This is a genomic window from Synechococcus sp. KORDI-52 (assembly GCF_000737595.1).
Lineage (GTDB): Bacteria > Cyanobacteriota > Cyanobacteriia > PCC-6307 > Cyanobiaceae > Parasynechococcus.
Map to the genome: position 1 here is coordinate 2,017,551 of NZ_CP006271.1, position 21,416 is coordinate 2,038,966.

The following is a 21,416-nucleotide window of genomic DNA, read 5'->3' on the forward strand; positions in this document are numbered from 1 at the left end:
ACCCGAGAATGCCATCTCAAGAGCGGCCAATCAGTCCATAAGCAAACGACAAACTTTAAATAAGAACTGATCAATCACTGGATGGCTAGCAATTTCCTGGCCATGACGCTTCCTCTGGAGCATTTGGATAAAGCTTTTGAAGAATCTCCTTCGATTTCGGACCATTCTTGTCGAGCAACTCTGTCTAAAGACTGAGTGATGAATTGGGGAACAAGAACAAACCGGAGAGGAGAGGAGAGGAGAGGAGAGGTGAGGAGAGGAGAGGAGAGGAGAGGAGAGGAACACTGCTTCGCAGCAGATAGGCAGTCCAACGATTCGGGATATACCAGGAAATCATTAGGCCGTGACCAGCAAAGAGCTTGCGAAGCGAGCCGCGCTGAACTACAAGATGGCCCCAGACTCGGTAATGCTTAATCCGCGCGCCCGATCTACCAGTGCTTGAATCCGACCGTTGAGATTGATAAAAAGAAAACGTTCACTACTCTGTTCATTCGTCACAAAGTGGACCAATGCCCAGTGATAGGGCACAGCCATTTCTTCAAACAAGATGAGGAGCTTCCAGCCGTTTTGAGTGGCATAGATCAGACAGCAGATTTCGCTATGCGCTGAAGACGACCACGTTTCGGCGAGCGTAACCTGCCTGGCGAGTCTTGATGTTTGGCTCATGTCATCGTCTCTTTAATGCCAAAACCTCTAATCAACACTAGGGAGCCAGTTCGATCGTTCCACTGAGTGCTCCAATCTTGAACTTAGATCAAATCAACCAAGCATCTTCTTGCTGCAGGCACCATGACGCAGCCAATCTTGGCGCTGATCTCTGATGGTCATCCAGTTGCCCATAATTGACCCAGTTGCACAAAATTCCAGGGACAACTCAGGGACATGCCCTTCAGACCGTTAACAGGAACTGGGAATAAAGCGGCAGCAGCAGCCAGGAACCCCAGCGCTGATCCGCAGGATTCACACCAACTCCAGCCACCACGCTGCCCATCAATAGGGTGATTCTGCAGAGGAATGGATCAGGTCATTCATCAGGCCGATCACTTCATCCCACATCGCTGCAGCCATCACGGCAAGCGGTCGGATGCGCAGAACAAGCAGATCCCCTGCGCAACGCGCACCGCTGGACAACTGGTAAGTCGGAGCTGTCGAAGAGATCAGGACCGCTCAGGCTGAGCGTCGTGTCAGCCGCGCAAACTCCCTTTACATTCCCGCTGTCGGGTTAGCCGACCTTTCTTATTTGCAACCGGGATTCGTCCCACCGGCTTTTTCCGTTCTCATGACCACCACCCTCCAGCAGCGCTCCGGAGCTTCCAGCTGGCAGGCCTTCTGTGAGTGGGACACCTCCACCAACAACTGATTCATTGTTTGGCAGGAAATGCGATCGCTCAGAAGCTCAGGTCCATATCACTCTTGAGGTGGTTTTGATGCTTTTTAGCTCTTGAAAGAAAGATGATTGATTTTACTTTTAAAAGATGAATCAAAATGCATTTCGTGATCAGAACTGAACATGGTGAAATTATTTTCTTGATTTATTGTTAAGGATTGCGTGCATGTTTTGAAAAATATTTAAGGGGCATAAGTTTTATTTTAATGCTCATGACTTGCATGAGTTTAGTGTTGTGCATAGGCTCACAATCCTTCTCGCCCAAAGTAGCGCGTGCATGATACCGGCTGATCTATGCCTGCTGCATAAGCATGGGGCTAGAGAATATTTCCTGATACTATGCATAACTACTGAAAATCTTAATTTACATCTGTTGATTAGTTGATGACTACTCATAGAGGATGCTATTGACTTTCAACGTGATCGGAATCCAACGCATGCAAACGAGCCTTAAGCAATTAGAACCTTTTTGGTATCCGCTGATGCCATTGGAAGCATGGGATGGTGAGCCACTTTCGGTTCAATTGCTGGGTCGAATGCTTGTTTTATGGCGTCGCAGGGATGGTCAAATAGGCGCCTTGGATGATCGCTGCCGCCATCGTTCGGCTTCGCTTTCAGGTGGTCATGTTGGTCTGGATGGGTACCTTCACTGTCCATATCACGGTTGGGCTTTTGACACGGATGGCCACTGCCGGGAGTTGCCTCAGCAACCGAATCAGACCATCCCCAACAGATGCCACACGAAGGCTTACCAAGTCAAGGAACAACACAGCTTGGTGTGGGTCTGTCTTGCGAATCAAGCAAAGCTGCCGATCCCACCGCTCTCGAAGCTTGCGTCCGGTTGTCATCGACGCATTCAAGGGTTTCATGAGCAATGGCAGTGCTCTGCATTCCGTGTGATCGAAAATGGGTTGGACAACTTCCATCACTACTTTGTGCATCGGGGAGTTCTTGACGCCCTTTCCCCCATACCAGAGCCGATGGAAGGCGGTATCACTACTACTAGTGATGGGTTGAAATTCAGTATTCCCCTCGAACTCAGCACAACTGAGGCACTAGAGGCCACGGTTGGGGACTGCAGCCCTACGCCGCGTGTTGAAAGATATGTGCATTGGCTAGCTCCATTGGGACTCACTCTTAAGCTCACCTGGCCAAATGGAAGACAGCAATGCATCGTCTTATTCGCTGTTCCTCGTGACTCGTATTCCTGCACAATTTTGCGCTTTTATTTGCGCAACGATACGGAAGAAGAGGTGAGTCAATCTAGCGTGATTGCTTTCGAACGCACGTTAATCGATCAAGATCGACGCATTCTTGAAGCGATGCCTTCCGATTTAGACCCATGTCCAGTCGGGGAGCAGCTGATTGAGGCGGATCAACCGATCGCTCGCATGCGTCAGCTGCTCCAGAAGTTTTTGGCTACGACTTCCTGAGCAGAAACCTTTGCGTAACCAAAATCGATCGGTGTGCCTGTCATCTGTTCCAAATAGTGGAAGAAATGGTAAACAGGAGCGTCATTACATGAGGCATTGCCGATCGGAAGTTCACCTGGATCAAGAAAACGAGCTTGGCTTTCAATAAAAGGTTTATCTTCTTCACTATTTTGAATTGATAGATCACGAAGACGATTCAGAAATGGCTGAAACTCCATTGCTCCCCAAACATCAGGATCGATGTAAATGCAGCCTCGCGTCATTGTCGCCATCGAGTCTTCGGGAACGAATAGCACAGCAATGAATAATCCGTTGGCAATTTTGTTGAGCCAAAGGTTCGGAGCTCCTCCAACCTTCCAATAGGCCTGAAGGGAGTCGCTGAATTGCTGATACGTGACAAGTACCGAGCGCTCCTTATCTCTGCATTTCATATGCATACCACTAAGAGTTTCTGCTCCCATCCAGCGACGCATGCGATGCACCACTCGGGCGATCCCGTGAACCTGAAATCCATGCGTGTGGTCAATTCCGCTAGTAATTGTGATTCCCCATGGTCCACAGGGATAGCGATAGTCAAATAGCGGATGGCAGTGGAAACGAGCTGGATTGTTTAGCTGCTCGAACTCCTGAGGTAAGCAAATAGCTTCCCGCGCGGCCTCTATTTGCTCTGATGGCATGGCGAGATGTCCACGATCGTCGAATAGACGATCACTCATCGGTAACCAAAGAAATCCACCCTCCTCCAGGAGAGGCAGGTTCAGCAGCGATTCCGCATGACCTTTTTCGCCGTGTAGAGAACGTACACAGTGCCCTTTTTGATTGAATTCTTGATAGTGAAAGGGGCAGCGCACTGTGTCACCGACGACACGGGGTGGCTCATTCCCGCTAAAGAAAGATACGTGGCGATGGGGGCAACGATCGATGTGGGCAGATGCTGTCCCATCGGCACTACGTAGCAGAAGCAAAGGCAGCCCGAAAGCCTGCAAGGCGATGGCCTTCTCACGTTGAAGTTCTACAGAATTCAGTACAGGCCAGGCCAGTGGCAGTCGAGATAGCCAGGGACGGCTGAGGTCAAGACTCTTTGGATCTCGCCTACGAACCAAAGGTTGATATTCATTTTTAACTGATTCGTGGCTCAAGGGAAACGCTTTTTTATTTCGTGTATCTTCTCACATTGAATGATTCTTCCGTTCATCCTCTTGATGGTTTAATAGCAGTAGGTGGCTTAAGATACTTAGTGGCTTGGTCCACAGCATCAGGGGGCATTGAGGTCATCAACTTCACTTCATGCGCTAGATCTTTTTTTTCACAACGATGGCACGGGACAGCTCTTATTCGTGAGTCCTCGGCTGCCATGTGGGGCGTTCGACAACAATTGCAAGTCCCATCAGAGTAATTGCGAACATGCATGTGCCAGCCCACCCCCATTGGCTCCAAAACAGAGAAATTAGCGTTGAGCAGGCCGCTGCACCCAGATAGCAGGTGAGAAATAACTGACTGCTCATTCGACTTCGTGCTGCTGAATCGATCGAATAGATACGAGCTTGGTTGGCAATGAAGCTGCCCTGCACCCCAAGGTCAACGGCCATTAGTCCCAGGGCCAGTGCAGACAGTGCTTGCTTGTGTATTCCCATCAGCATAAATCCGCCTGATGCGCAAAGCACTCCTGTGAGCACGATTCGGTCGGGTCCTAGATGGTCAACAAGTCGACCAATAATCGGTGCGGCCGTAATGCTTGCTAAACCAATAAATCCAAAGCTGCCTATTACTGCCGGACCAAATTGCCAGGGTGGACTTGAAAGATAAATGGCTATTGCACTCCATATCGCCATGAAGCTGCCAAACAATAAGCCTTGTGATATGCAGGATCTACGCAGAAGTGGGTGACGGTACCAAAGGTTGATCTGTGCGCGTTGCAATCTCCAGTACGAGGTTTTGCTGGTAGGAGCTACGTCCGGCAGGCGTGTTCGAAATAGTAAAGCGATAGCAAGCATCACAATGGCTGAGAAGGCATAAATAAGGCGCCAGTCCCATAGCTCCGCAACCCAGCCGCTAACACTACGCGATAAAAGAAGTCCGCTAAATTGACCACTCAAAATGATTCCTAACATCCGGCCATGCGTGGGCTCTGGAGTGATAGCTGTCAAATAAGGGGGCATAAGCGATGGAATCAGCGCAACCATCCCAAGAGCGAAACAACTGCACAGCAGCAAACCGAAACTTGGTGCTAGCAGAACAGAACCACAAGCCAACGCCATGCCTATGGCTAACAGCGTTAGTAAGCCACGTTTCTCTCTCACATCACCCAGAGGAAGTACAAGGAGAAAACCCAATGCCATTCCCAACTGCGTGATCATTGGAGCTTGCAGGACTGTTCCCGGCGATAGCTGAAAGGCTCCTTTAATCTTTGGCAACAGGGATTGGGAATAGAAGGGATTGGCAACGCTCACCCCTACCGCTAAGGCCATGAGCCAAAGCGGCGGCGGCACACTCTGAAAATTCGGTTTTTCGTTTGATCTAGACAAAGGACGAGCTCACTGCATGTATCAGTTTGAGTCTGATCTTTCATCGGTAGGCACGACACAACCACTTTTTAACGAGGTTTTTACAGCTGCAGCACTGCACTGCTCCCATTGACAAGCAGTTAATCGCCAGTGAGACTTATTAAGGCATCTGCAATCTATTTATCGAATTTGCCTTCTACGCATTTTCGGAAGAGGTAAAGGCTGTTGCAAGAGCATTGAGTACGGCAATCAAAATTTTCCTGAGTTGCCATTAGTCGCATCATATTGCACAAAATTGCAGGGACAATCTTGGGACACTCTCGACAGAAACAATGTAAACAAGTGGTCTAAAGAGGCAGCAGCAGCCAAGAAGCCCAGTACTGATCAGCAGGAATCACACCAGCTCTAGCCACCACGCACCCCATAAACGCAGTGATACTGCAGAGAAATGAATCAGGCCAGGAGCAAACCGCCCAACACAGCGCAGAAAAGCGCCAACCTAAACGCCGGTAGCCCAGTAGGTGACATGGCTCGAACTCGCAGCGTGAAAACACACTCGAGAGGTAATCAGGCATTAATGCTTAGTAAATATGAGCACAAAAAAACCTAGGTTTGACCTGGGTCTGTTCAGCGCTTCGTTGTGAAGCTGGCCTGATCTGTTGGGGGCCGCCGCCAAGCTCGCCCCCTCCCAACCTCAGGCTTTCGAAGGCTTGCTGGTCAAAGCTGCGGACATGGCTGTGGCCAGGAGCATGCAACCAACAACGGCGAGGAATCCCATCGGTCTGAAGTGACTGCAGGAATGATTGCCTTTTGACGGACCTCTCGCCTGTCGCGGTTGCAACAGAACTGACAGGAAGCCCTTCCCCCAGACGCCGTCTCAATCAGTGACCGGCATGATCGCCTTCTTTAAGGGTCGAAAGCGGAACATCGCTGTGAGGTTGTCGAAGCCCGAGCATCACTTGGTGTGAAGGCGGCTCATAGGCAGCTTTCACTGCGGCCAGTGATAAAAACTCGATGATCACGGTCAGAGGGCCTGCGTTGGATTCACGGACATCCGTCTTGAGGTCTCTGCAGAGCAAGCGAGCTCTAGATTTAGCTAGGTAAACCTCAAAGGCCTGGAGGAATGGCCCCATAGCTTCAGGGTTGGTGGTTGTTCCAGCAATACTTCAGTAGCCCTTAGCCAATCGTTCAATGTGAGGTAACAGAAGGATTGCATGAATCAGCTGGACAGAGAATTAAGCAGGAACCATTTCATCTCTGTTCTGCATCAGTAAAACATTTGTTTTCTCTTACTCGATACGATTCTGCATTGAAATCGATTTATTCAACTCAGATGCGCCTGCTATGACATAAATAGTCGATCATTCTTCCAACGAAACTAGCACAATGATAATTGTATCAGGGCTTGCCTACAACCGCACGCTTCCCCCTTGCAAAAGCAGTAGATAGATACGACAGTGGCATTGAATTCAATTTCGCTTGGTTTGATCATGGATAAACGTGTGGAACCTGAATTACATACAAGTGACGTTCCCGCCTCAATAAATTCAATGCACAATTGATCTACTTGGCAGACGGCATGAGACCACCTTATGTCTTGCCTCATGCGAATAACCTGCATATCTACATCAGAATTAGATCACTCAAAAGAAGGGAAGTCGAAAGAACAACTTGCAAGAAGAGTTAGGCCCTATGGACAATGATGACTTTCAATTCAGCACAGGTGCAAGCCAAGACTAGCTTGCACCAATCATTGACCGGAAGGCCCGGATTAGAGGCCGAGGAACATGGCAGGTATACGGTCCAGGGCATGGATCCCCAACATTTGCGACACCACATTCACCAACATTCCAGCGATGTGAGCAGCACCCACGAGAGCCAAGCCTCTCCACAGCTTTTCATAATCAGCGGGGGGCTTATTTCCAACCCAGGCAGGAGAAACAGCTACGTATTCCGGCGCTGGGGGCACATCAATGGCCATGCTCACTCCAGAGGCAAGGCTGCTGCGGATCAAGCTGTCGTTCCCTTTAGATCGATCGCTACTCGCAAAATTTTTCTCAAGAGACGCAATTCGAACAAAATTAAGCATTGACATTCCGCTTGAAGAGGTGAATGAGCGGACGTATGGAACCCCATGATCACCGAAAACTTCTGTATATTCTGCGGAATCAATGATTGCATCAACCAGGGCATCAAAACCTTGCTCTGATTGAATTGCAGCTGCATTTGCAACTTCTTGCTGATCAAGGGGTGGTCGACCAAGTAAATGCTTGAAATTAAGCTCAATGCCGCGATATGCAGAGACTTTGTAGAAATAACGAGACTTGTAGAGTTCGCTTTTAGCGAGGCCCCTAACAAATTCGCGAGCACAAAGACGTCCATCAGCAAATTGCGCTTCAAGCACACCGCAGCGTTCATGGTCCATCACATGCGCATTACCTAAAACCTGTCTGTATGCAGCCTCTATGGCCTGATGGCATGCCTCCATATCAGATGGCGCATAACGAGCAAATGTCACCCGATAAGGACATTCAGAATGATCTCGAGGGCCTACAGGTATATGCATCTGAGCGCATGATTGGCGTAAGTACTCAGCATTCGTCAAAGGAGCTTGCTTCTCCCCAAAGGTCGCCTGCGGCGAAGAAAAACTGACATCAGCCGCTTTTGACTCGGCACCGAATCTGAATTTTGGAGAGAGAGAAGCGTTCATTTAAAGCAGAATTACTAAAAAGACTTGCAGGGCAATTGCGAGCACAAGTTGGGCTATGAATCAATTGCCTTGAAGCACCAACAATAAAATAGTTCAGCGATTGATTTTTTTCATACGGAAAAGAAAATTCAATTAAAATATGATTCGACATATTCTATTTCCTAAATATTAACGAGAAAGTCCGAAACAATTTAATTCGCGGCGACTGCTGCGCAGATCCAAGTGAACCTAGAAGCAACAAGCTTCATCTTTCAATAGCTGAACCATTGCGGGGTGTAGAGGAGTACACCATGCCAAATAACAGCGGGTAAGCCAGGAAATCAGCCATGATCTACTTGTTGAACAGAGCATGCCAGGCGACGTAGCTGCCTCCACCCAGCAGCACCAAAGGAAAGATCATCTTGCTGAAGCCCAGCAAGATGACACCACCAAGGCTGATGAGCCCGACCTTCTTGACCATGGCCTGACTAACGTCATAGATATCCCCAGCTTGAACCGGTCATTACGACACTGAGGCGGCGGAACTCCTTAGGATACCCCGTCCCTTGAGCAACCAAGACACGAGAGTTGCAGAGTTTGCTGGAAAACGGTGGGGTGAAGGAGGCAATGACGGTTGCCCTCAACGAGGTCGGAACAGGGCCCGTTCCGCATGTGAATCAGACTCTTGAATGCTTGTCCTCTAGCCAAGAGGCAGCCGTTTGCTCATTACGGCAGCCAAGGATTTGTAACGTAGGGAACATATGGTCTGGAATTGCGTGGACGGGACTCGCCTTAATGACTGGTTGTTAGATCAGCTGGAAGAACAAGATGAAACCGACAAAGCTCACCAAAGCTCCAGAAGACTTTGCCGACTACAGGGTCTGCGACCCAGAAAGAATTTGAGGTGTAGTCAGGGGAACTTTGGCGGCACTGCACCTAATCGAAGACATGCCTTACCTAAGCGCAACTATGACAAGGCTCTATACAGTTGACTGGAGCTGGTGCGCTGACAAAATCTCGAGGATAGAAGAACTCAATAAACCTACAATCAGCAATCACAGACCCAATGAAGGTGTCATTTCGGAAATAAGACGAACTCTACGGCTAACTGCATTGTTACTGGCAAGCTTTTCACACCATTGAGGTCCGAACGCTGCTGCCAAATACTTTTTCGAGGCTCTCAAGTAACGCCTCCGTTGCCCTGACTCTCCGCCAACCCAGACCAGAATCTCTTTTGTGGTTTAACTCATGTAAGATACCCTCCAACATAAGGGCTTGTCTTGATGTTCTCCGTTGATTTTGCTTCACAAAGCAGAGACTATCGATATACAAAATCTCCAACGGCAGTACACAGCACCTCCAAGCACTTCAGATCCTCCAACTATTTCATATTTGACGAGATCTATCAATATTTTGATCCCCCGCGTCTGGTTGAAGAGCAATGATCGTTGAACGTTTTGAGTAGATCCACCTCATGCAGCAAAGAGAGGGGAATACATCCTTAATCGTCTTCGACCTTAGACGGCAGTCAACAAGGTTATAAGCCTCACCTATCGAACTGTTAACGACGAGACACTGCTGTAAGCCGAATGAGTTTGCTAGTTTCCTAACAAGTGACTGACAGTTCAGCCAACCCGTTTTGAGTATCGTGTTTGAGATTTCGTTGTCGTTGTGCTGCAGTATCTGCCCCTGGCTATGGCGCACAGGTGACTTTAATAGAACTCAGCTGTAAGTGCATACTTTAAACTATGCCAATACAAACCACCATACAGTTAAAAAGCAAAAGAATATCTACTGACCAATCAACTCTTTCTTCACTGTAGCGATTCTCAGAAACAAATCGGCTCGTTTTTTCTGGAGCAAGAGGTTGGATAATACAAAGCGGCTCACCACGACCAACCCACACAGCTCTAAAACCCCACCAAGCAAATCACCAATCAAAGGCAAGTGATTTATTGAATGCAAAATATTTGACGCAATCACTAAAATCAGTGCAGCAATCACAGCACCAAGAATGGACAGAAAAACTGGATAGATCTGTTGAAAACCATTAAGATTGAGACCCTTGAGAGAATTAAGACCTTTCTGCAGATAAACCATCAATTCATCAAGACTTGACTGAGTTGCAGGCTGGGGATCATCTTTACCTGACTGAAGACTGATTTCAGCAGGATCATCAGATGCCATCTTGATGGTTTCTGCCTGATCGCTATGCACCCGGAGTGGATCCTCAAATGGCAAGCCACGCTCAGCTCCAGAGTTGGACTCAGTGGCCATCACCACTCCAATGAAGGAAGTGCCACTATCGAGGAAAAAAGCAAACCCTTCAAAATTTCTTTAAAAAAAGAAATTCAGGACACACTTCTCAGCATCAGAAGTGAGGCGCGAAAAATTTCGAAACACTCCCTCAATAAAAATCAATGAAGAGCAGTCCAGATCGCCATAAAATAAGGCCTATCAAGTGAAGTTGCCGCCCATTGTCTCAACCTTAACCGCCGGAGAAGGTTCGCAAAAGCTCAGGATGAGAAGTAGTTGCTGGCAGCAGAGGCCTGAGTTAAAGCGTCACACGCCTGGCCATGCTCAATCCGAAAAAGGCCTTAATTCCACACAAGTCAACCCAGTTGCAAAAAAATGAGCGACAGCTCAAAGACAAGCCCTACAGATCCATAGTAGTGTCTGGGAACACAGTGGCAGCAGCGGCCACAAACGCCAAAATCAATTCGTCTTCCCTTCTTAGAAAGAATGAATTCCGAAACGGCTAAAGCCAAAATATAAAATCATTCAAAAACCAGAGAAAACAGCTCATGGCAAGAAAAAAGCTGATACTGGAACGAAAAGAAAATGAATATCTAAACCAAATAATGACGAAAGATCAGTGAGGCGACAGTACCACTCACTCTGATAAGAATTATCCAGTAAAAGCAGAGAGCGTTATCGAGGCTCAACAAATTTACAGCGAGTCAACGCTTCCTTAACACATCACTTAAACCTTACGACAATAGAACAATAAGCTTGCGCTTCAACAGCTACAAGATTTGCCAAACAAAGCAAAGGGTCATTCAGTAGATCAAAGGTACTGACATCAGAAAAGCCTCTGACAAAGAGAGATGAAATCACATGATTAACATTAGCATTAATAGAGGAAATCAATAGCAAAAATAAAATAAACTGAACGTAAAGAATTAGGCGAAAGTCGCAAAAGCAGCTAAAATAATCTTTAATGGTCTTACAGCTGGCATAGGTGATAGAGCTATATCAAACAGCGAAAAAAGAATACTTATATTCAAAAAAAAAGAGCGCCAAATCCCTACGCTTTATTTGGCGTACATTTATTGTTGCTTCATCGGCGCTTTGGATCCTTCTTTTCCAAGACAATCTTCACAGAGCATCCGCAAAATACAGAAGAGAAAAGGAAGTCCATAGTGGCTTGATTCAGTTGAGACTAAACCAACACAGAACAACTGTTAAAGACTGGGGTCACTGGGATGATATGTATGAATTTGCACTTTCTGGAAATGAAAAGTTTATTGAAGAGAATGTAATGCATACGTCAATTGCAGTTGACAATCAACAATTGATTTTCGCAAAAGAGACTAAAGAACCCAAGGATCTCAAGAAAGCAGAGCTTAAAACAGAGCTCAAAAAGTGTTTAAGCAAGGAACTGCATATTTTTAAAACTCAAAAATTACCAATCATGGATTCCCGTGAGATTGTATGCAAAACATCAGAAAGGTCGTACCTTGGATCAATAACCTCAGTATTAAAATCGGACGGGAGAGGGCCATCAAGAGGCTTTCTTATACACTTAAGTTCATTTGAAAGACCAAGCTATAACAACAGCTTAAATAAAACTTTCAAGGACATTGCTGATAATCTAGTCAAACATGGGCATTTCATAGATGGAACAATTAGTACAGATCCTCTGACCGTTATTGATCAAAAAAATAATATCAAGAGCACTTCATTGCCTGCCATATATGAATCCACTGAAAAAACATTGCCATTATGGCTTTTTATTAATACCTGCCTATGGTTCATCTCTCTCATTTGCTTGGCATTCGCACGCAAAATGCGCATGAAATCACTAATCAATGCAAGGGAGCTTAGGTCAAGATCTTCTGTAGAAACATCAAGTGTAAGGTCGCTCATAACTTATTCCTCTGTTTTTATAGAAAAGCCAACAAGAAACTATTGGTTAGCTGTGATAAACATGAGCATAGAAATGCCTAAAACATTCTGCACTAATGCAGAGTCACGTAGATATGCAAACACAATACTTCAAGCTCGCTTAAAACAAGATGATGGACATATCATGGCCGCGCAAGACAAAGAAAATAATATAATTTGGGTTTTTCAAACCTACTCATCGAACGAATCACCTTGCGAAGTCCTAAAGGGGATCCTTAGTAGCTTCGAAGAAAGCGTAAACAGCACCACAAGAACCTGTGTTTCGGCAATTGTCTCACAGTGCAATTTTACAAATATAAAAGGAGCAATTGATAATTTAACATTAATCTCAGCCAACATCTGCTCAGCAAAAACTCTGCAAAAAGTCGAACTTGTTAGCGAATCAGGAAACTCCGAAGCGGAACAGATTAGAGCGGTGCAAAGGTTAGATTATTTCGTTGAACAATTAGTCACAAAACAAGAAATAGGCCATAAATTTGAAAATGTATATAACATTGAAAGCGCCTATCAAACCCCAAAAAAATTAGTATATAAGGAGATTCTCTTGTTACTGCCGGAGGAAGCAAGAGATCAAATTAGCGTAGGAGATTTCATCTGCTCAGCCGAGAAAAACAATTTAATTCATATTATTGATATAAAAATGCTTAAACTAGCAATCTCTATCCTATCAAATAAACCAAGCCATCACTTAATGATTGGAATTAACTTATCAGCCAAGACATTCTCTGAAAAAAAACATTTCGAGGAAATCATTGAAATCCTAAAACTCACTTCGAGACCCATAAGGCAAAAAATTATTTTTGAGATTACTGAGACAGCTTTCATTGAAGATAGCAATGTATTAAAGCCTCGGGTTCAGAGAATCAGGGATCTTGACGCAAAGATAGCTGTAGACGATTTTGGATCTGGATACACATCTTTCGCACAGATATTCAATCTAGATGTAGACTTTATCAAGCTTGACCTACTATACACACAGCAGCTGACGAATCCAGATGTAGATGCACTGGTTAGTTTCTTAAAAACATACTCTAAAAACAGATCAAGCCAATTGATATTAGAAGGTATTGAAACTCTTGAACAATTAGAACACTGGCTATCAAAAGACATTCATGCCTTTCAGGGGTATTACTTTGACTAACTGCTTCTCAAAAACACCAATATCACTCTTGACTTAAATACTAGCGTCTTCGACTTTAACCAATCCGGCCATATTGCAGAAGCCAAAGTGTTCCGAACAAAAAACAGGAGACAAATTCATTTAGGCGCAAGAATTCAAATGGGGGCACCGATCACGTGCAATACAAATAGTGTGGTAAGAAGGCTTGAATCACGCAGTTTTTTTTACAATAAAACCCGTCAATAATTCCTAGTCGCACAATACATCGAGAGTCGCCAGGAATATTCACATACTCAAATCAGAGATAACCGCAAAACCATGTAGCCGTCAGATGCATACTGATACAGGCCCAGAGACTGGCATGTACCCATCATTCATAGCCAAGTGCAGATCAGAGGTCGAGGCACATGGCAAGAATATGGTCGAGTGCATGGATCCCAAGCATTTCCGACATCAAATTCACCAACATTCAAGTGATGTGAGCAGCACTCACGAGAGCAAGGCCGCGCCACAGCAGCAAGGACTGCAAACCGATCATGAGATACATTCCTTCCAAAGAGATGGGAAGATTCCAGACGTAGTGGGTGGCAAACTCATACAGAAAATATCAATGTACGATAAAGGTAACCACGTGATTGCAAGCGATACCTGGCTCGCGAGCCTTGATATTAAGCTCTTGTTATCACGTTTCTACTTACTGCATCCCTAATCAAACAACTCTGAGCGGTCGATCCCATCGTTCAACTGATTGTCGCAGTCCCATCCTCAGATCAAATCATCTGACAATCGTCCTGTTACACAACATTCCAGGGAGAACTCAGCGACAATCCCTTCAGAGCAATTGTTCCAACTGAGCAGCAAGGTGCAACTTCGGCCACAAGAGGCAAGTCTGATTCCAAATGGGGGGCTTTCAGTGCAGGCCATTTAGAGGCACAACCACGAAATTTCCAGTTGTATGCGATGCGGCTGCTTGCTTAAACGTGGCATGCCCCCGTTGACATCGACAGGTGCGCTGAATCAGCAACTACATGGTCATGGCACATCCCGGAACATGAAGTGGAAGCCAAGGCTCATGATGAGGAGAGAACGAGCTGAAATCGATGGTTCGCTCCAGAGCTGCCGTGGCATGGGCACCCGGCAAACCACTCGACATCACCGAAATCGAAGTGGCGGCTCGAAAACATGGGGAAGTGCTGCTGAAAGTCGTCGCCACCGGGGTTGGTCACACAGATGCCTACACCCTGTCCGGGGCGGATCGGGAAGTACGATTTCCTGTCGTGCTTGGCCATGAAGGCGGCGCTGTGGTGAAGGAAGTGGGCCAGGAGTGACCTCAATTGCGCCTGGAGACCATGTGATCCCCCTCTACTCACCGGAATGCCGCGAATCCGCTCCGGCAAAACAAACCTTTGTCAGGGGATGCGAAGCACCCAAGGCAGGGGCGTGGTGACCGACGGCAGCAGTCGGTTCTCCCTAAGTGGTTCAATGATTCACCACTACATGGGTACATCAACCTTCTCCGAGTAAACAGTGCTTCCTGAAATCGCGGTTGCGAAGATCAATCAGGATGCACCATTGGACAAGGTTTGCTTGCTGGGCTGCGGAGTCACAACGGGGATCGGCGCCGTGCACAACACGGCCAAGGTGCAGAAGGGAAGTTCAGTGGCCGTTTTCGGTCTTGGCGGGATCGGGCTCGCCGTGATCATCGGCGCTGTTCAAGCCGGTGCCAAAAGGATCATCGGCATTGATCTCAACCCAGACAAATTCGCCATCGCCCAACAGCTTGGGGCGACGGAATGCATTAACACACGTGACCATGCAGCTCCGATTTAGGACGTACTGATCGACATCGCCGATGGAGGGGATGACTATTCATTCGAATGCATCGGCAATGTGGATGTGATGCGAGCAGCCCTCGAGGCCTATCACAAGGGTGGGGTGAGTCGACAATCATCGGCGTAGCAGGAGCTGGCCAAGAAATCAGTACGAGACCTTTCCAACTGGTCACGGGTCGGGTCTGGCGAGGATCAGCCTTTGAAGGGGTCAGGGGGAGAACCCAGCTCCCTGGCTATGTCGAGAGCTATCAGAAAGGAGACATTCCCTTGGAGAGCTTCACACCCACACGATGACATTGGACGACATCAACAAGGCCTTCGAACTTATGCATCGAGAAGAGAGCATCCGCTCTGACATCCATTTCTGAGAACAACGACCTGAACGATGGAGTTGATCAACTCTCACCGCTGCTTCGACGGAGAGCAACGCCGCTACAAACTGAACTCCCAACAGATCAACAGCTCCACGACAGTTGGAGTTTTTTGCCGAAGCAGGCGCTTGGACCGAAACCAGAACGCGCCCCCGCTCTGATCTGGCTTTCCGGCCTGACGTGCAACGACGAAAACGCTGTACAGAAAGCAGGTGCGCAGAGACGTGCATCCGAACTTGGCCTGGCACTAGTCATGACGGACACCAGCCCACGAGATGATGACATCCCAGGTGATCCAGAGGGAAGTTGGGACTTCGGGCATGGTGCCGGCTTCTACGTGGACGCCGAGAAACAGCCCTGGTCATTGCACTACAGGATGCACAGCTTTTTGGTGGAAGAGCTGATCTCACAGCTATGCAATGAAGTGCCCCTGGACGAGCAAAGGCTGGGCATCTCCGGCCACTCCATGGGAGGTAACGGTGCACTGGTCCTGGGTATGCGACATCCTGATCTCTACCGATCGGTTTCCGCAGTGGCTCCAATCGCACACCCAATCGAATGCCCTAGGGGACAGAAGGCATTCATACACCTGCTTGGGACAACATCTGACGACCAGCTCAGATGGCGTCGATGGGATGCAGTGACACTCCTGGAGGACGGTTACCTGCGGGAGGACTGCCTGCTGGTGGATATCGGTTCAGCGGATCCCTTCCTTGAGGAACAGTTGCGTCCAGAGGAGCTAAGCAACGCCTGTTCAAAAAGCGGGCAGCGTCTTGAGATGATGAGGCATGAGGGCTATGACCACAGCTATTTTTTCGTGGCCAGCGTGATCGACCGACATCTTGACCACCACGCCAACGCTTTAAAAGCAAAAATTTGAGCTGATCCAAGCCAGCTTTTGCATCAGACGAGATGTCTGCCGTTCAAAGCCCCCTTCTGGAAGCGCTCATCCTGGAAAAGCGCTTCACGTAACCACGACTAATTACACAACAAGGCAGAAACACAAAAGTGGCCGTTCACTCAGACCCAGTTGTGAGACCTGACGAATACAAGGGAATGCAATCAAAGCCCCTGCCAAGAATATCCAATAAATCTGCTTTAGCCAAAACAGCAAATAGGAAGAGAAGACCCGAAAAAAGAAATGATTCATATCTTTTCATGTCACCATTAAGGCCTGCACCTAAGATAGATTGAAGCAGATGTACGTGACCATGAATAAGATCACCAGCAAGGGCTCATGGAAAAGGCCATTAATATGCAATCAAAAAAGGCCACCAAGTCATGTACATCATAGCTCCGGCGAATTAAAATATGCAAGAAAAATCCTGTTTATGCTGATACTACTTCCACTGACCAGTTGCAATTGGAACACAACGATCGAGACAAAAAATGAAAGGGAGGTTGGGTCAGGAAATAGTGAATGCGCAGGGAACACATCCGACGATGCTGTTCGGCGGAGAATATCAATCGTGCCCCAGTTTTCTGCAACAACCATTCATGCCGCCTACTGGCCGGTATTGACACAGATCGGTAAGAAAGCAAATTTATGCTTTGAATTGGTACAGCAAGAATCTATTCCCGACTTTGAAGAAGCCCTGAGAAACAAGGAAGCCGACTATGCATTCATGAATCCTTACCATCAGGTGATGTTCAAGAAAGAATATAAACCACTTCTCAGAGACAGCAAGAAGCTGTTGACTGGCATTATCGTGATTAATCGTAAAAGCACAGCAAGTACATTAGAAGATCTCGATGGAGCAGAGTTGCTACTGCCAGCTCCAAACGCTTTTGCGGCATCCTTGCTGACACGAGCACTCTTTGATCAACAAGGAATTGAGATCAAACCACGCTATGTGAAAACTCACCAAAATGTCTATCGGGGAGTTGCACGGAACACCAAAGTCGCTGGAGGTGGCGTCAATAAAACCTACACCAGGGAAAGCAAAAATCTGCAAGCAGAGGTGATGATCCTTCAAGAAACTCCTGGCCATCCTGCCCATCCCTTCTCAGCGTCAAAATCAATGCCGTTACAAGAAACAAAGGCAATACAAAGCCTATGGATAGAGATGGCGAAGCAACCAGAATGGAAAACTCTCTTGGAAAAAGTTCAAATCCCTTTTCCGATGAGGGCCGACTACCAAAGAGATTATGCGCCGCTAGCGGGTTTAGGACTTGAGCGTTTTGTCGAATAATGTTCATAATCGAATCAATAAAGCATCTATGTAAGTCAAGTACGGAAGGGACTCAAGGTTTCAAACCGTATGCTGTTCTTACGGGATGCATGGCTATTTCAATCTTACTGGCAGATCTAGCTATTAATAACTATGTCGCGCAGAAAAGAAATAACGAATTCAAAGACGATATTATCCAATTGGGACTGTCCATCCGAAACGATCTTATCAAACGTGATTACAACCAGATCGATGAAGCTCTCCTTGGATTTCTGAGGATCAAACGAGCCGTAAACTGCTTGACGGTGTTCAATTCAAGCAATGAAATTCAATCTACAGCACTCCGCTTGCAGATCGACGAAACACCAACAATTCACTATGGTGAACTGCCCCAACAATGCCAGCTTGAACCCGCAAAGATCAAGCAAGATACAGACCGCTGGCAAATCCGAGCATCAACAATTATTGAAAATGACAATATCCCTATCGGGACATTAGTTGGTTATACGAAGACAAATCTGGAATCAATTACAACAATACGCTCCATTGAAGCAGCTCTACTGACTGCACTGAGTGCTGTCTTTATTCCGGCTTTTATTCAGTTGCGCTTGTCCGGGAAGCGTGAACTCCGCATGGAGAAGGATAAGGCGGAACGCATCTCAAGCCTAATGAACAAACTTGAAAAAGCAGAACAGCGCACGCGTTCTGCTTTCGAGGGATCAAACGATGGGTGGTGGCAGTGGAATGTTCTCGAAAACAAAGCAACGCTCTCCGGCAAAATCATCCAATTGCTTGAGGTTGCAGATGACAACACAATTTCAGAGGTTAATGCCGTAATTTCAGGGGACTGGTGGAGAGACTATGTCAGCCAGGATGACAAGGAGAACTTTCAACAGTTTCTGCTCGCCATATGCAACAAAGATGAGAAAACAGCAAGAACGTGCATCAAAGAAAAGGAACTCGTGGTCATCACAAAACGTTCCAAAACAGAGATTCACCTACGAGTCACAGCTGTCATCACAGAATATGAAAAAGAAATTCCCTCCAGCGTTGCCCTCGTCGTAAATAACATCACAAGTCAAGAAATACAAAAGAAGCGCATCCATCATCTCGCATTTCATGATCAATTAACCGGCCTTTACAACCGATCGGCACTCGAACATGGAATTGAGAGTGGAGATTCTGAAAATAGCAATTATCAGCTTGTTTTTATGGCGTTAGACCTCGATAAATTTAAATTCATCAACGACTCTTATGGCCATTCAGTAGGAGATGAGCTTCTGATCCAAGTGGCCAATCGACTCAAATCCGAGCTCAAACAAGAAGATTTCATTGCGAGGATTGGTGGTGACGAGTTTGTCGTCTTGATGCGCTTTGATTCAGAGGGACAAAGAGAAATTGTTGAGAAGGCAAAATCAATAGCGGATCGTTTGCTGACTGCACTTTCCAAACCTTATGACCTAGAAAACTGCGTAGCAAACAACACCTCGAGCATTGGTATCAGCATCGAAAAGGGGCCAAAGAAATCCGGTAAGCAATTAATGGATGAAGCAGACCTTGCACTTTATAAAGCCAAAGCTAAAGGTCGAAATCGCTACTTCTTCTATCAAGATGGCATGGCACAAGGGGTGAGGAAGCGTGCAAAAACGGCAAGCCTCCTTCAAAGCCACCTTGAACGGAACATGGCCTCCATCAAGCTGGAGCCTCTTGTTTCGCTCACTAAGACAGGATCGCCAAGTCGCGACATGACCATCACAGGCTATGAAGCACTGTTTCGATGTCCCAGCATCAGCGCAACAGTGCCCTACTTGATTCAGTGTGCAGAAGAAGCAGGAATCATCAGAATGGTCACAGACTGCGTCTTAAAAAATATCAGCAATTTAACCCGTGAGGGCAGCATAGACAACACGCATTATGTATCCGTTAATATAAGCCCACTTGAATTTCTAGAGGCAAACTTTCCCCATAGATTTTTAAACCAGCTCAACCGCAACCAACTCAATCCTCAACGTATTAAAATTGAAATAACTGAATCGACTTTGCTTCAGGATCTTGGCACAACTCGAATAAATATGCAGGAGTTAAATGCTGCTGGGGTTGAATTTCTCATCGATGATTTTGGCACCGGCTATTCATCCATCGAGCTGCTAAGAGGACTTCCATTTCATTACCTCAAGATTGACCGAAGCTATATCAATAACATGAAGCATACTTCAGGCTTGAGACTGGTTAGAGCTATGATTGAGCTAGGAAAAGCATTCGATCTCACTGTAATTGGTGAAGGAGTGGAGACACAGTTTCAGTTGAGTACACTGGAATCCCTGGGATGTGACCATGGACAAGGTTACCTCTTCAATGACAAGGCCATAAGTGGCAGTTTTATGATTTGACTTGGCAATATTTCGGAGCGTAAATATAGATAGTTAACAAACAAAAGCTCAATACAACTTGACCTCCACCTCGCTCTAGTGTAAATCAGCGCCTTTGAAGCACAATCATCCCTAGATTGGTGAATGTCAAACAGCACAGAATCCATCCATTCTGAGGCATGAATACAAAGAAGAAGAAGCGACGATCATCTGTAGAGACCAAAAAGAAGGCAATGAGCAATTATTAGGCTATGATCAACGAAGATCAAGAGAATTGAAACATTAAAATCGATTTCCAATGCAAATGGAATCAAAACCAAATCCATCTCTGTCCCATCCCAGAGAGACTTGTCCATAAACACGACAGCAGAGAAACCAAAACACTTATCGGGCAACATCACCACTGATCACAAACATCCTGGATGAAAGGAATCAACTTACATCTTAAGCAGTCACAACGATTTGCCGTGGTGCTGTGCTATCTGCAATCACCCCAACAGTTTGATCGACAAATGATCACAGAGATTCTGCCGCTTACTTCAGATACTGTTGATGCTAACATTCAGAACTTTATCAGCGAACCCATGCTGGCATCAAGACTGACCGCAGATAACAGTTTGCTGGTTGATCTCTTGCATGAGAACAAGCAACAACCTGATGCCATCGCCGCTTAGCTCACATCAATTCAACAAAACAGCGAGGTCACAAAAGCATTTCTGTCTCGGATGAGACACAGACGTATTACGGCCCGTTCGGCCTCGTGAGAACCATCAACGCCGCGTCAAGCAACGATCAGTGGTATCAGAACTTTCTTAATTCCAGAAGGGCAACTTAAAATAATATCGACCGTGATACTGCTGATCCCTCGCGCACCCTGGCGTTTGTGAACGTACGCATTGAAGGTGCGGATCGCAAACTCCTCGGCGTGGCTGGCGTGGGAATTGACGTCAATTTTTTGAGAAACAAGCTCATCAGCTATCAGCATCAATATGGAGCACGCCTGTTACTGGTTAACCAAGCTGGTCAAATCGTTCTTGCTTCGGATGCCAGACAAGGAAACCTCTCTGAGCTTGAAGACATTGGTCGACCCAGTCAAACGATCCTGAGTCATCCCTCAAAAGCCCTACAAATGCCCTACGCAGGCCGTGTTTTATTTGAAGTCCAGACCGATTCCGCGTTCCAGCTGGACTCAGGCTGTTGTTCAAACTGTCAACGCTGAAGAGCAAGCCCTAAGAAGCCTGTTGATTCAAAACATTGTTGCGGCAGTGGTGATCGGTTCTTTGTTAATCCTTGTTGACCGCCTGACGATCGGGCAAGACCAGGAAAAACTTGCACAATCAGCCAACACGGAC

The 21,416-nt window shown here is 46.6% G+C and carries 15 protein-coding genes and 1 pseudogene; 7 read left to right on the plus strand and 9 right to left on the minus strand.

The genetic code is table 11. From position 1 onward, the window contains the following. Positions 1-381: 381 nt before the first annotated feature. Both KR52_RS10315 and KR52_RS14460 read right to left on the minus strand, forming a co-directional pair. Entirely contained in the window at positions 382-666 is a 285-nt protein-coding gene (locus KR52_RS10315) for a hypothetical protein (RefSeq protein ID WP_051834333.1), read from the minus strand. A gap of 324 nt (positions 667-990) precedes the next feature. Further along, positions 991-1,131: a hypothetical protein gene (locus KR52_RS14460; protein ID WP_156957707.1), complete on the minus strand. Its 141-nt coding sequence runs from the start codon at positions 1,129-1,131 to the stop codon at positions 991-993. A gap of 657 nt (positions 1,132-1,788) precedes the next feature. Between KR52_RS14460 and KR52_RS13765 the strand changes: the two genes are divergently transcribed. Further along, positions 1,789-2,820: an aromatic ring-hydroxylating dioxygenase subunit alpha gene (locus KR52_RS13765; RefSeq protein WP_071840235.1), complete on the plus strand. Its 1,032-nt coding sequence runs from the start codon at positions 1,789-1,791 to the stop codon at positions 2,818-2,820. On the opposite strand, the gene KR52_RS13770 is transcribed toward KR52_RS13765, so the two are convergent. The 6 genes from KR52_RS13770 to KR52_RS10350 form a co-directional block, all read right to left on the minus strand. Continuing rightward, the gene (locus KR52_RS13770; protein WP_084221987.1) at positions 2,784-3,959 is read right to left on the minus strand and encodes a Rieske 2Fe-2S domain-containing protein; all 1,176 of its coding nucleotides are present in this window, start codon (positions 3,957-3,959) and stop codon (positions 2,784-2,786) included. The genes KR52_RS13765 and KR52_RS13770 overlap by 37 nt on opposite strands. A 192-nt stretch (positions 3,960-4,151) precedes the next feature. Further along, positions 4,152-5,309 (minus strand): MFS transporter, encoded by a 1,158-nt coding sequence (locus KR52_RS13775; RefSeq protein ID WP_156957708.1) that lies wholly within the window; start codon positions 5,307-5,309, stop codon positions 4,152-4,154. Positions 5,310-6,205: 896 nt separating this feature from the next. Next, complete coding sequence (locus KR52_RS15360) at positions 6,206-6,487, minus strand: DUF1330 domain-containing protein (protein ID WP_371257712.1); 282 nt, start codon at positions 6,485-6,487, stop codon at positions 6,206-6,208. 608 nt (positions 6,488-7,095) lie between these two features. After that, positions 7,096-8,034, minus strand: a complete 939-nt coding sequence (locus tag KR52_RS10340) for a phycobilisome rod-core linker polypeptide (protein WP_038555540.1) — start codon at positions 8,032-8,034, stop codon at positions 7,096-7,098. Positions 8,035-8,365: 331 nt separating this feature from the next. Continuing rightward, on the minus strand, positions 8,366-8,494 hold the full coding sequence (locus KR52_RS15285; protein ID WP_256382165.1) for a hypothetical protein: 129 nt from the start codon (positions 8,492-8,494) through the stop codon (positions 8,366-8,368). Between the two features lie 1,310 nt (positions 8,495-9,804). Next, positions 9,805-10,290, minus strand: coding sequence for a CAAD domain-containing protein (locus KR52_RS10350; RefSeq protein ID WP_084221988.1), 486 nt, complete (start codon positions 10,288-10,290; stop codon positions 9,805-9,807). A 964-nt stretch (positions 10,291-11,254) separates the two neighbouring features. Between KR52_RS10350 and KR52_RS13780 the strand changes: the two genes are divergently transcribed. From KR52_RS13780 to KR52_RS10395, 6 genes and pseudogenes are all read left to right on the plus strand, one after another. Further along, complete coding sequence (locus KR52_RS13780) at positions 11,255-13,342, plus strand: EAL domain-containing protein (RefSeq protein ID WP_071840238.1); 2,088 nt, start codon at positions 11,255-11,257, stop codon at positions 13,340-13,342. A gap of 1,079 nt (positions 13,343-14,421) precedes the next feature. Next, positions 14,422-15,521: pseudogene (locus KR52_RS10370) on the plus strand (S-(hydroxymethyl)glutathione dehydrogenase/class III alcohol dehydrogenase). Positions 15,522-15,636: 115 nt separating this feature from the next. Next, positions 15,637-16,404 carry an S-formylglutathione hydrolase gene (fghA, locus tag KR52_RS10375; RefSeq protein WP_253912381.1) on the plus strand — a complete coding sequence of 256 codons (768 nt, stop codon included), beginning with the start codon at positions 15,637-15,639 and terminating at the stop codon, positions 16,402-16,404. A 331-nt stretch (positions 16,405-16,735) separates the two neighbouring features. Beyond that, positions 16,736-17,716 (plus strand): phosphate/phosphite/phosphonate ABC transporter substrate-binding protein, encoded by a 981-nt coding sequence (locus tag KR52_RS10380; protein ID WP_216725518.1) that lies wholly within the window; start codon positions 16,736-16,738, stop codon positions 17,714-17,716. Between the two features lie 89 nt (positions 17,717-17,805). Beyond that, a complete protein-coding gene (locus KR52_RS10385; protein ID WP_162175623.1) occupies positions 17,806-20,085 on the plus strand; it encodes a bifunctional diguanylate cyclase/phosphodiesterase in 2,280 nt (759 codons plus the stop codon). Between the two features lie 401 nt (positions 20,086-20,486). Further along, positions 20,487-20,738 carry a hypothetical protein gene (locus KR52_RS10395; protein WP_038555559.1) on the plus strand — a complete coding sequence of 84 codons (252 nt, stop codon included), beginning with the start codon at positions 20,487-20,489 and terminating at the stop codon, positions 20,736-20,738. A 107-nt stretch (positions 20,739-20,845) separates the two neighbouring features. Here the strand turns inward: KR52_RS10395 and KR52_RS10400 are convergent, their stop codons facing one another. Continuing rightward, positions 20,846-21,049 carry a hypothetical protein gene (locus tag KR52_RS10400; protein WP_156957709.1) on the minus strand — a complete coding sequence of 68 codons (204 nt, stop codon included), beginning with the start codon at positions 21,047-21,049 and terminating at the stop codon, positions 20,846-20,848. Between the last annotated feature and the right edge of the window lie 367 nt (positions 21,050-21,416).

What these genes read in the sequence shown, in the direction of transcription:
- KR52_RS15285 (WP_256382165.1), bottom strand. Translation starts at nt 8,494, where the DNA reads ATGGTCAAGAAGGTCGGGCTCATCAGCCTTGGTGGTGTCATCTTGCTG.
- KR52_RS10350 (WP_084221988.1), bottom strand. Translation starts at nt 10,290, where the DNA reads ATGGCCACTGAGTCCAACTCTGGAGCTGAGCGTGGCTTGCCATTTGAG.
- KR52_RS10315 (WP_051834333.1), bottom strand. Translation starts at nt 666, where the DNA reads ATGAGCCAAACATCAAGACTCGCCAGGCAGGTTACGCTCGCCGAAACG.
- KR52_RS10395 (WP_038555559.1), top strand. Translation starts at nt 20,487, where the DNA reads ATGAAAGGAATCAACTTACATCTTAAGCAGTCACAACGATTTGCCGTG.
- KR52_RS10385 (WP_162175623.1), top strand. Translation starts at nt 17,806, where the DNA reads ATGGCTATTTCAATCTTACTGGCAGATCTAGCTATTAATAACTATGTC.
- KR52_RS10380 (WP_216725518.1), top strand. Translation starts at nt 16,736, where the DNA reads ATGAATAAGATCACCAGCAAGGGCTCATGGAAAAGGCCATTAATATGC.
- KR52_RS13765 (WP_071840235.1), top strand. Translation starts at nt 1,789, where the DNA reads ATGCTATTGACTTTCAACGTGATCGGAATCCAACGCATGCAAACGAGC.
- KR52_RS10340 (WP_038555540.1), bottom strand. Translation starts at nt 8,034, where the DNA reads ATGAACGCTTCTCTCTCTCCAAAATTCAGATTCGGTGCCGAGTCAAAA.
- KR52_RS10400 (WP_156957709.1), bottom strand. Translation starts at nt 21,049, where the DNA reads ATGCTGATAGCTGATGAGCTTGTTTCTCAAAAAATTGACGTCAATTCC.